This is a genomic window from Marinicella litoralis, from assembly GCF_002591915.1.
In the GTDB taxonomy this organism is placed as follows: Bacteria; Pseudomonadota; Gammaproteobacteria; order Xanthomonadales; family Marinicellaceae; genus Marinicella; species Marinicella litoralis.
The window spans coordinates 208166-220886 of the sequence record NZ_NIHB01000001.1 but is presented as its reverse complement, the minus strand read 5'-3'; the positions used below and the strand labels follow the sequence as shown (position 1 = coordinate 220886).

At 44.8% G+C, this 12721-nt stretch carries 5 protein-coding genes; all 5 read left to right on the top strand.

The window, feature by feature from the left end; genetic code table 11:
* The first annotated feature begins 85 nt into the window (after positions 1 to 85).
* The 5 genes from CCS90_RS00960 (at position 86) to CCS90_RS00940 (ending at position 12637) form a co-directional block, all read left to right on the top strand.
* Complete coding sequence (locus CCS90_RS00960) at positions 86 to 1633, top strand: bifunctional GNAT family N-acetyltransferase/carbon-nitrogen hydrolase family protein (RefSeq protein WP_099017642.1); 1548 nt, start codon at positions 86 to 88, stop codon at positions 1631 to 1633.
* An 8-nt stretch (positions 1634 to 1641) separates the two neighbouring features.
* Entirely contained in the window at positions 1642 to 2091 is a 450-nt protein-coding gene (locus CCS90_RS00955) for an acyl-CoA thioesterase (protein ID WP_099017641.1), read from the top strand.
* Positions 2078 to 2539, top strand: coding sequence for a methyltransferase family protein (locus CCS90_RS00950; RefSeq protein ID WP_099017640.1), 462 nt, complete (start codon positions 2078 to 2080; stop codon positions 2537 to 2539). Before CCS90_RS00955 ends, CCS90_RS00950 begins: the two co-directional genes overlap by 14 nt.
* Before the next feature lie 6 nt (positions 2540 to 2545).
* Complete coding sequence (locus CCS90_RS00945; RefSeq protein ID WP_099017639.1) at positions 2546 to 2968, top strand: GNAT family N-acetyltransferase; 423 nt, start codon at positions 2546 to 2548, stop codon at positions 2966 to 2968.
* A 312-nt stretch (positions 2969 to 3280) separates the two neighbouring features.
* Positions 3281 to 12637: a SpvB/TcaC N-terminal domain-containing protein gene (locus tag CCS90_RS00940; RefSeq protein WP_099017638.1), complete on the top strand. Its 9357-nt coding sequence runs from the start codon at positions 3281 to 3283 to the stop codon at positions 12635 to 12637.
* Positions 12638 to 12721: the final 84 nt, after the last annotated feature.

The window sequence follows — 12721 nt, the reverse complement described above, 5'->3', positions numbered from 1 at the left end:
AAAATGTGGGTCAAGGGTGCTATCTTAGATTGTTTTTAGTCCACAATAAGCTAAACTAAAGCCCATTTATTATTTTCAATTAAGCATGACAGAAACCATACATACCGATGATCCAGAGCACCATTTAAATTTAAGGTGTTTACAGCTCAGTGACTATCCTGACATCAAAGAAATTATGGAAGCTGTTTACCAAGCAGCGGGTGGGCCAGTTAAAGAACAGATATATAAGGCACAACTGACCACTTTTCCTGAGGGTCAAATTTGTATTGAAGACCACGGTAAAGTGGTGGCAGCTGCCTTTTCAGTGATTGTTGATTATAAGAAATTTGGCGACTACCACACGTACGATGAAATCACCGGTGATGCCTATTTAACCACCCATGATTCCAGTGGTGATGTGTTGTATGGCGTAGATGTTTGTGTGTCACCTGATTATCATGGCATGCGTTTGGGTCGACGCTTGTATGAAGCGCGAAAGGAACTGTGTCAAAGCCTTAACCTCAAAGCCATTGTGGCCGGTGGACGGATACCAAATTACCAACAATACGCGCAAGAGTTAACCCCACAAAAATACATTGAAAAAGTGAAGAAAAAAGAGGTGTATGATCCCATTTTGACATTTCAATTGTCGAATGATTTTGAAGTTAAGCGGGTGCTCCACAACTATTTGCCGGAAGACGATGAATCTCATGGTTATGCGACGCTGTTGGAATGGCAGAATTTATACTATGAGAAAAAGCAGTTGCCATTGATTGGTGCCCAAAAATCTTCGGCTCGTGTGGGCTGTGTACAGTGGCAAATGAGGCCCTTGAAATCAATGGAAGAATTGATTCAGCAAGTGGAATTTTTTGTTGATGCACTGTCAGATTATCAATGCGACCTGTGTCTGCTGCCAGAGTTTTTCAATGCGCCTTTGATGGGCATTGAAAACCACAGCAACTCAATCGATGCCATCAGAACCTTGGCTGAGTACAGTGAGCAAATCATTGAAGAGGTGGCTAAATTAGCGGTTAAATACAACATCAACATCATTGCTGGGTCCATTCCGGTGATTGAAAATAACTTGTTGTACAACGTGTCTTATTTTTGTCGACGTGACGGTACTTTGGAGTCGCAATATAAAATTCATCCCACACCCTTTGAGAAAAAAGTATGGATCATGCAAGGCGGGAATGAACTCAGGGTTTTTGATACAGACTTTGGTAAAATTGGCATCCTCATTTGCTATGACATCGAGTTTCCTGAACTGGCCAGATTACAAGCAGAAAAAGGCTTACAAATTTTATTTGTACCGTTTTGGACAGACACCAAAAATGCCTACCTACGGGTGCGCTGTTGTGCCCACGCCCGAGCCATCGAAAATGAATGTTATGTGGTGATCACTGGCAGCGTAGGTAATTTACCTAAAGTGGATGGGGCCGACATTCAATACGCACAGTCAGCCGTGTTCTCACCCTCTGATTTTTCGTTTCCGCATGATGCCATCATGGCAGAAACCACGCCGAACACGGAAATGACTTTGATTGTGGACTTAGACTTAGATAAACTGAAACAACTGCACCACGAAGGTTCGGTCAGGAACTTGCTGGATAGGCGCCGTGATTTGTATAAAATAGACTGGCTAGGAGATTAACGCACACAATGAGAACTCAACAAGAATTTGATCAAGCCTTTCCAGTACAGGTTAACATCCCCGTACAATGGGGAGACATGGATGCTTTTGGTCATGTAAACAACGCGGTGTATTTTAAATATTTTGAAACGGCAAGACTGGCCTATTTCAATGCCGTTGGGGTGATGGAAGACATGCAAGCGGATCAATTAGGCCCGATTTTGGCTGAAACCCATGCCCAATTCAAACGGGCTTTGGTCTTTCCTGACCAAATCATAGCTGGGGCCAATGTACTGGAAAATCATGAGTATGGTTTTTTAATGCAGTATGGGGTATTCAGTCAACAACAGCAAGCCATCACCACTTTAGGCACAGGACGCATCGTCATGGTCGATTACAACAGCGGCAAAAAAGTCAAGCCGACAGAAAAATTGTTGGGCTTGATTGCCCAGTTACAGCAGTCACATGAAAGCGCTTGAATTAAAAATTCCACCGGCCTTGTTGATGTTGATCTTTGGATTTCTGATGTGGGCCATTGATCACTTACTACCGATGTACAAACAAGTTTGGACCTGGCATGAGTGGGCTGCCAGAAGTGTCTTTTTGCTCGCTTTATTTTTTATAGTTTCCGGCATAGTCAGTTTCAACAAAGCACGAACCACAGTGGATCCAAGGCAACCGCAAAAGGCCTCCTCAGTGGTCACCAGCGGAATTTACCGATTGTCCCGCAATCCAATGTATTTGGGATTTTTGTTGATGCTATTGGCTTTTGTCTTCAAATTAGCCAATCCGGTCACTGTGGTGATGTTGCCCCTATTTATTGGGTACATGAATGCCTTTCAAATTAAACCAGAGGAGCGGGCATTACAACATCTCTTTAAACACGAGTACGAGGCTTATAAACAACAAGTTCGCCGTTGGATTTAAAACCAAATGTCAGATTTTCAGATTAATTTCGAAATACCGTCAGCCAAAGAATACGCCCATTTGTTCGAAACCACTGGCTGGAATCAGGTCTATCAAGCTTCACAGGACGCATTGCACCAAGCCATAACCAATAGCTGGCAAGCAGTTTGTGCTTATGATGATAAACAGTTGATCGGTTTTGGTCGAGTGGTATCAGATGGTGTACTGTATGCGATGATTTATGACTTGATTGTGCACCCCGACTACCGAAACAGGGGGTTGGGTACCGAACTGCTTAAAAACCTACTGAATGCTTGCGAAGCAGCCAACATCAGATCGATACAGCTGTTTTCTGCCAAAGGAAAAGTTGTATTTTATGAACAACGCGGATTTGTGGCCAGGCCCGCAGACGCACCAGGTATGGTTTATGAAAAAACATTGAATCAATAAGCCTGCAAACAAGGTATCGATTACACACCTCCTGCATGAAAAGTTGTACACACCTTAAGCGCATCAAACAATCGTTACTCCCTCGTATTTATCTTGCTGTTGAGAGCTCTCACAGCAAAGCCAGTCACGTTCTTGCTTTATAGCCAACACCTGGGCTCATACTTTGACATGACAAGCTTTGCGAGGATTTATTAGAATTTATGTCCTGATTTTAATAACGGTGATTTCTACATAAAACCTACAATTTGCGCATCTTGAACCCCAAATAACTGGGTGCTTTCAAACCCTTAAAAAACAAAACGAGAAGATGTCATGTATCAAATATTTCATTACAAAACACTATTAATAACCACCCTGTTGCTGTTGTCTGGGCTTTCATCCGCTGAACCCATTGATCAAGTGTGTGGTGCAGTTCCCAACAATAAAAGCAGTGTGGTTGATGCCTTGTTACCTGGCAGATACACCAACCCTGAGCGAGAGGGTCAGGGGTTTGATTTTTGGTGGATGTGCCAGAACAATGAAACGGGTAGCATGAATAAAAACAGTAGAAAATCACCTTATAACAAGAGTGGTTCATGGGTCGGTTGTGAAAGTGATCAACATTATGTTTTGACACCGTTTTGGTATACCTATGACAGCGCGTTAACAAGTGAGCATCCTAAGCCAATATGGTTTTTGGGCATTGGCGAAGTTATCATGGACCCGGCAGATTTGACCAAACCCAAGTACTGGGAAGGTGAAGCTTATCAGCTGACATATGACGAATTTGAAAACTGGAGTTGGGACTCAAATCCAGTGATGGATATGAGCCAATCTGTGGCCGAGTTAAAAATCAGGATTCATGATTTTGCAGGTACCAGTAACCAAACCATTAGGCATGGTGTTGAGTTCAGCATGAATGAAAATTACGACCCGGTTTGTGAAGCAGGAAATCCAGAATGTCATAAAGTCGAATGTGTGCAATACGCTGCTCAGGAAAACGGTGTACTTCAAGGCCAATCACAAGTATTCAATGGGGTTTACTCTGAGGAAAACTCCAAGGACTGGATACTCAATGTTTCAGCCACTAAGGTCACCAACGGCCCCGATTTAGAACACACCATTGCGATGTTTTTTGATCAGCAAAATGAACAAGGTATACCACGATGGGTAATCATGCAAAATTGCAGAGACAACGCCTCCTGTAATGAGGTAAATACAGAGTTGGAAGAATATCTGGATGGCTTGTCATATGCTGGTGTTTATGACATGAACTTCGACAGTAAATGGCAATTGCATCCCACGCAGTACGACTTTTGTGCGACAGGAAATAATGAGTTTTGCAGTAGCCCAACCAATGGTTTTGAAGACTTGTTTGTCTCTGAAGTGACGCAAGGTATCAAGGCATACCACTCTTATGCTGACAGTGGTAACCCCAATTACAACGTATCAGCAGTGACCCAAAAAATTGGTAAGACCCGACGTTCATATTTCCATGAAGCATCCACATCTTTGGAAAGGGGTGGCCGTCGAGCCGAATTGATAACAGAATTCTATCCTACTTTTGGTGATGAAAACACATCACAGTTAATGAGTTATGGACTCACCAATGGCAACCAATTGAGACAATCGGGAACCCAACTGATCAGACGCAGCAGCAGTGATGAAATCTTTATGGATGGTCAACTACCTTTTGATGATTGTTTTCACAGTTCTGGCGCCAACAAGATCAAATGTGATTTAACCCTGCATTGGTTTGCCGATGGTCCTTATCCCTTTGCCAGCGTTTATGCCACCAAGGGCAGCGAAAGCATTCTCATTTCTAGAGAGAGACGATCTCCAGCCTCGTCAGGGTTGAGGCTTAATCCAGGTGTTGAATTGGATGGCTGGGAATTTTCCCTGCGCAGCAACTCGAACTACAACAGCAGTTTGTTGTTAAATAAAACACTGCCATTTGACAAAACCACACCCAACAGTTGTACTGCACCTGATTCAGCACCGGTGTGGCAACTGCCAGCTGGAGGCGTGGTCAGCCCGCACAACGTGGCCTTGCAGTTCAACACCCCACCTTCGGGTAATTTGGACATGTTGTTCAAAATTTACAAAAGTGATTACGATTATGAAACCAACGTCAATGGTTCGTATCGTTTGATTGAAATAGCCAGTCATGCCAAAAGCAGCAACCTACAGCTGAGTTCGCTACAAAACTACTTGGGCGAAAACCTCAGTGAGACAGCCCTGTTTGGAGACTATGACAGCAACACCCGTTTCCGTTTTGATGTCTACTACCGCAACAACTGTGGTTTGAGCGGTCGTTCACAAACGGACTTCTCATTGGCAGTACCCATCGTGGCCGATCAAGCTGTGGTTAATCTTGCCGTACCTGCACACCAACCAGGCTCTGGGCCCTTGCCGGGCTCAGGTGGTGTCAGTGGCGGTTCAGCTCATTATTCTTTACCCATTCAAGTGGCACCTGGTCGCCAAGGCATGCAACCCAGTGTTTCGGTCAATTATTCCAGTAAAGGTGGTAATGGACCCTTAGGAGTTGGATGGTCTTTGTCAGCCGGTTCGAGCATTTACCGCTGCCCTTCGACCCTTGCGCAAGATGGGAAAAACCATGCAGTGGTCTTTGATAAATCCACTGACAAACTGTGCCTGGATGGCCAACGGTTGATGGTGGTGTCAGGAACCTATGGTGCCAGCTTGTCTGAATACCGCACAGAAATGGACAGTTTCAACAAAATCAGACTGATAGGTGACATGGATGGTGCCACGCCACGCTTTGAAGTGTTGGCCAAGTCCGGAATCAAATCTATCTATGATTATCGGGTGAAACCGCATGGGACTAACAAGGCCTTGAGTTGGAATCTTTCTACACAAGTGGATAAACACGGCAACAGCATCCGCTATAACTATGCAAATCGTGGATCTGGAGAAGTGGTGTTATTCAACATCAATTACACAGGTCAGTTTGTCAACAATGTATACCAAACAGGTAACAGAAACCTTGTGTTTACCTATGAAGATCGTGGATTTGATTATAGTAGCAGCTTCCGATATGGCACGCGCACACAACAAACTCAAAAACTGACAACCATTGATGTCTATGTCGAAGCCGAATTGAAACGAAAATATGTTTTTGATTATCAAAAGTCTAATGCCACGTCCCGATTACAGCTGAATAGCATCATAGAGTACCCAACGAAAGACACCTCAAATAATGGCAGGGTATTGTTGGTTAATTCATGGACAGATGCAAACAATTGGATCGGTGGTAAGCCCAAAATGAAGCTTTACAAAAGAGGTATACCAGAGGAGGCTCAATTGATAGATCCTCCAATTGGTCAGGAACCGTCGCAGAACTCTGTCTTTAATGGTGGGCAAAGAATTGTTGCGGACTATGATGGAGATGGCATCAAAGAAGTACTGACCAAATACAAGGACACCAATGGCCAATCTGTGACTGAGTTGCACTCGTATCGCATGTCATTTGATGCGCAAGGCAATAAACAACCCGAGCTCAAAGGGCGCATTAACATTGAAGGTTTTTCCAGTGACAGCGCCTATGGTTTTGTTGGTAACAACAGCAGTGCCGATTTTAATAACGACGGTCGCACCGATGTCATTTATCAGGGCGCCCCAATTAAAAGTGGTATGGCACATCCAGTGATGCTGGCACTGTGGAACCAACCAGGTTACATCGATACCGACCTTAACACGCCACAAAACTTACAAGATATATTTCAAATATTGGACACCCACATCATGTTGGGTAAGGAATCAGTGATCAAGACAACAGACCTTGATTTGGATGGTGATACGGACTTGGTGGTCAAAAACCTCAGTATTGAGGGTGAGTTTGTTCATGTTGAATATTACATCAATGAAAGCATTTTACCGCAGTCAGAAGGAGGATCTTTGGAGCCTACATTCAGCAGAAATTTGGTTGATTTACCGGAATTTGAGTCGGGCTCGAATTTTTCTGTAGATGATTTAAATGGCGATGGTGTTTCTGACCTGATCATCAAAAACAGATCAAACAAGATCACCAGCGTGGCCATAGGACAGATTCAAAATAATGCCTTCAATTTTGACGTACAGGCCCCTTCATCGATAGGGCTGCCCGCTGACACCACCCATGTTTTCCACATGTTTACCGACGTCAACGGTGATGGTTTGAACGATTATATTTACACCGACTACATATCTGCATCCTGGCGTTGGGTGATCAAGCTCAACCAAGGTGGTACGAAAATGTTCACTGGTACCCCCATCAACACAGGATCCTCGGCGACATTACCAGCCGATCTGAATTGTAGAAATCCAATGAACGGTGGGCCAGGAAATGGTGTGGTCACTGATCACGCGTGCTCCCCGGCGATTTCAAAGGGCATGAAAGTGGTTGATATTGACAACGATGGCATTGCTGAGATTTTATTGCCGCAACCAGACGAAGTGGTCATCTCATCATGTCAGTTCTTCTTCGTTGGTTCGGACACGGACCCTATAGATAAATTAATGTGCTCAGACCCCAATTTGGTCAATGGTGCCGATGAATCTTATTATAATTATGAAAACCCCAGACCGAATTGGGATGCTGGCACGTACGAATACCAAGCACTTGATTTCAAAACCACCATAAATGGTGGCATAACCATAGAAGTAAAAACCAATATTGGTCTGTTTGACTCTCCCCAATCATATGTGGGCAACTATGGAGACTATTTGGGTGACGGTTTACAAGACCACAACACCACCTTTGGCTGTGAATATCTGTTCGATGCAACAAGGCCGTGTTTAACAGGGGTTTCTACTGACAATCAGAATTTCAACGAGTTTTTGATTGATTACTACTTTGCGGACAATGTTTTTGACATCCCAGGATTGACAGATGAACTTGAATCCAATCGCATCCCTGTCATTTCGATCAATCAATCAATGATGCCAGATATGGTTTACAAAGTGGACAAGCCAGGTAAACATGACTGGATTGAATGGGATTACTTACCTTTGTCCACCGATGCCTCAGTGCGTCCAGCATTGCCGCTGTACCAGGTCAAAGCCCAAAATCGTTATGTCGAAGAAGATGAGCTCAAAGGCGATCACTTTTATTTCAATTCTTCGATGTATGTGGTTGCAGAATCACGTCAGTCCAATGGCGTGGTCCAAGATGATTCAGAGGATGCCTATAACACCACCCAGTATGGTTATGAAGAAGCGGTCTATAACAACAAAGGCCGTGGTTTCCAAGGCTTCAGAAAAATCTGTATCGATGATCTGACCGCTGAAACCCACAGTGAATCCTTGTTTCATCAAGTGTTCCCGGTGGCCGGTAAGTTAGAACGGGTCACCACTTATCCAGTGGGCGTTGATTATACATCCACCAGTCATCGCATGGCAGAAGATCGCTTTATTTGGGGGGATGGTGATGCCAATACCGATGAAAACATCAGTCTATATGCAAACAAAGGTGTGCACTTCATTCCGATGATTCGCAGCAATGCCAGGGTTTGGGAAAATGGCATCAAGGTCTCACAAGTCAAAACCTTCAATGGCGATGGTGGTGAATCAAGTAATACAGCAAATCGTTGTACTGACTTTGGGATAAACAATTCTGGTTTTGACGGTTATGGCAACAACCTTTGCCAAACCAAATGGAGCAGGGATTTTCTCAATGGCGTTAATTACCAGCAACGTTATTCCACCGCACAAAATGAATTTTATTCGGTTAACACCAGCGATTGGTGGGTGGATCAACTCAAAGCCAGCCATGTTGACAGTGAAGTCACTTATTTGAGCAATGACTGGACCTTACCCAGTTCGGTCAGTGGCGTTGATTTCAATGACCAAAGCAGTCAATCCAGTTATTACTTCTGGAATGCCGATCGGACCATCAACTGTCAGTTCAGTCAGTCAGGTGCCGATGTGGCTCCGGCCAGTTGCAACAACGCCCCTGCGGTCAGCAAAACGGTTTTTGATGGTTATGATCAACATGGAAACCCACTGGTCGTTAAAACCCAAGGTAAAGATTCATCGGTAATCAAAGAATTACAAACCACCTATGAGCCTGAAGGTTATTTCCCTGAAGTGATCACTCAGGTTGTTGAACCGGGCAATGTCGACAGTTACCACATGGCATCGTCTACCTATGACAGGTACACCGGCCAGGTACTGGCCGCGGTGGATCCCAATGGCATGGCGGCCACCAGTACCACTGATGTGTATGGCATGATCAAGAAGCAAGAAGTGGAAGATTTGATGGGGGATGTGGTTGGACAAGCATCCAACATGGGCATGCGTTTTTGTGACAACCTATGTACCACCTATCAGGACGCCCTGAATAAGATCACCAATCGGGTTCGAATCGATTACGGCAGTCAGCTGCCTGCAGCTGAGTTTCCAAAAAATGCACTGCGCTATTATTCATTTGCAGTGAAAAATGGTGCGGCCATCATCAAAACATTTTACGATGCAGCGGGACGTACCGTTTTGGTGTCTAGCCAACAAAGTGACAAGATCAGCTTAACCGCCACGCTATACAATGCCAAAGGCCAGGTTGAAGTTGAAACCCAACCTTTCGGATATGTGGGCGGACAAATCGTGCTGGATGCCGGCGCCAATGGCACCATGCCGTTTGCAACATTGTATGACTATGACATCCGTGGTCGGGTCAGCAGAAAGGTCATTCGTTCCAATCATTTAAGGGGGCCGATAAATCCAGGCACCGGCTTGTGTCACCTGACTACAGACTATAACCACAACGGTGGTTTAACCGATATCAATGCGGGCTACAACCGTTTTGATAGCAAGTGTATTGCAGCCAACAATGAGCCGAATAATTTACTGATGCTCCGGGTTTATGATTCAGCCCAGCGTCTGATGATGACCGAAGATGTCTATGGCACCCGCGTGAATTACTGGTACGACGCCAATGGTAATCCATCGGTGATTGAAGACGGTGATCGCAGCGGTAACAATGATGGCAATTTAATCGTTGCTACCTATGATGATTTGAGCCGCAAAGTGAAGGTCAACGACCCCAACTTGGGCGTGCAGTTGTTCTCCTACAACGGTTTTGGTGAAGTGATCCAATCTCAGGACCAAAAACAAATCAATGCCAATTTATATGATTTCAGCAGTTATGACGCCTTGGGTCGTGTGTTGGTTAAGTACAGTAATGTCAACAGCAACAAACAGCCAGTGGGTTGGGCCCTGTCCTACAAAGACATCAATGACTATGACACCGTAGATTGGGTTGCTGGCTGGGTCGAATCTTCTTATGGAAACCTGTTGCGCTCTACCCGATTTAGCAACCAACAACCCGATGTGGTGGAATATGGCTCCACCTTCTACAAAGCCCACCGCAACCGCTATGTGCATGACGATGTAATCAAAACCCGCCTGGTACAAATGGACCGCAAGATGTGGAACACCGTGAATGACTATGCCAGCCAGTCACAATCCACACCTGATGGAACCAATGCATATTCCAATCAAGTGTTCTCAACCCAGTATCTGTGGGATGACAACCACAACCGCATCAAACAGACCAATTATGCCGGCGGCCTTTCGGTGCAAAGTGTGTACAACAATTTTGGCGTGTTGAACAAGCAGATCGACCCCCTCACCGGTGAAGTGCTGCTGCGTGTAGACAATGTTGACATGAATTACCGTGGCCAACCCACCAAGCAGTACCACGGTGTTTTGGCTGGCCAGTCTGCGGCCATCACGGAGCATAAATATTACTCCTCGACCGGACAGGTTGCCAGTATCAACCACCTGACTTCATCGGGTAATGACTTGCAGTTGACTTATCAGTACGACCCTTGGGGCAATCTGAACCACCGCCAGCATGACAGCAATGACAGCACCGCCACCGAAGTGCTGATCTATGACCGCCTGCACCGCTTGACCTCTACCCAAATTGGCAGCCAATCACCCACCACCTATGGTTATGATGCTTTGGGTAACTTGACCCGCAAGTCAGATTACAGTTACCACAACAACGCCAATGCCTATGTCTATGGTGAGTACACCAATCCCAGCTTGACCTGTGGTGGCACCAGTCCGGCACAACCGGGGCCTAATGCCGTTTCAGAAGTTCAGGTCGACCAAGCTGGTTTCCACCAGTATTTCTACGATGCCAATGGCAACCGCACTTACAAATGTCGCAGACAGGTGAACCTGGGTGACAATTACTACAGCTTTATCTCTCACAATGTCTATGATTCAAATAACCTGCTGATACAGGCCAAGCAAAAGGCCGCCGGTGTCAACCGAGTGGCCCAACGCATGAACTTTCGTTACGGCAGTGACAACCAGCGCTATTATAAATACGATGCGGCCAGTTCAGAAATCACCCTATATGGCGGTAAGGATTATGAGCGCGTTTACAACCTGATCAGTGGCGAAATCCAGAACAAGTACTACTTGACTGACTATTTGGTGGTGACCCGTTATGAGCACCGCGACCAGGAAAACCATTACCTGCAGAAAGATCGTTTGGGTTCCACCGTTCAGGTAGTGAACAATGAAGGCGAAATGCTGCACCGCCTGTCCTATGACGCCTTTGGTAAACCCCGAAATGCCGACTGGTCGAAACGCGGATCGGGTGACAACGGTGCAGTGTTGAACTTCACCGATGCCGACAACCTGGCCGGTACCCGCATCACCAAGCGCGGCTTCACCCAACACGAACACCTGGACAGCCTGCAGCTGATTCATATGAACGGCCGCATGTACGATTTCCATGTGGGCCGCTTCCTGTCGGTGGACCCGTTTATTCAAGGGGTCGATTCGCAGGCATTGAACCCTTACAGCTATATACAGAACAATCCGCTGAGTGGGACGGATCCTAGTGGGTATAAGATTGAAAAAGAACGCATAACCGGTTCTCATATTGCGACGGATAAAGCAGCTGGACCAAGTGGAAGCGGTGCTTTAGGTAGAGCACCTGCTGACTTTAAAGGAAAAGTAGCCCTTGAAAATGGAGGCGATTCAGCTACCCCAAAAGGAGCTGAGACTTCTTCTAGTGGAGGTAATTCTGATGTGGGAAGTCAATCAAAGGTTTCAGAGCCTGAAACAGTACCACACGATAATTTTACTCCCAATAGTGAATCGCACCCATATGAGAATGGAGAATATAGGTATAATTCAGAGGATGAAACATATCATCATTACGATGAATATTCTAATGGGTTTTGTTATTGGGGAGCAAATAACTGTACTGCCGAAATAAGAGATGATGTACTAAGTAAATATAGCAGGCCAACTTATAAATTAATGCCAAAAGATGCAGCTAGCCCAGATGAAATTGTTGATGCTCATTATTCTGGGCTTCTTGGTGATATTAATGATCCTGATGCATATACAAAAGTAATAGGACCAATAAAGCAACAAAAGCTGGGAGAAGGCATATATAGAAACATTACCTTAAAAGGACATGAAATGCACCCAGGAGAAATAATACGGAAATGGGTAAACATCAATGGTGTAGCTCATATAAGAACACATGGAGTAGGATTAAACAAGTCAGAAAACTTTTTACGAAATGACATGAAAACTTGGTTTTTAGGCAGACAAATTGAAAAATTCAAAGCTTCTAAAAATGATGAGCTTGGACCAAAGGCCTTTCAAACAATGGATAGAGAAGCATTTAAATACTGGAGTAATAAATATGGAAACAAATAGAATAATAAAGCTAATCCTTTGTTTTTTGGCTTCACTTTTATTGTCCTACTTACTACTATATTTAGTATTTGGAAATTATACCTC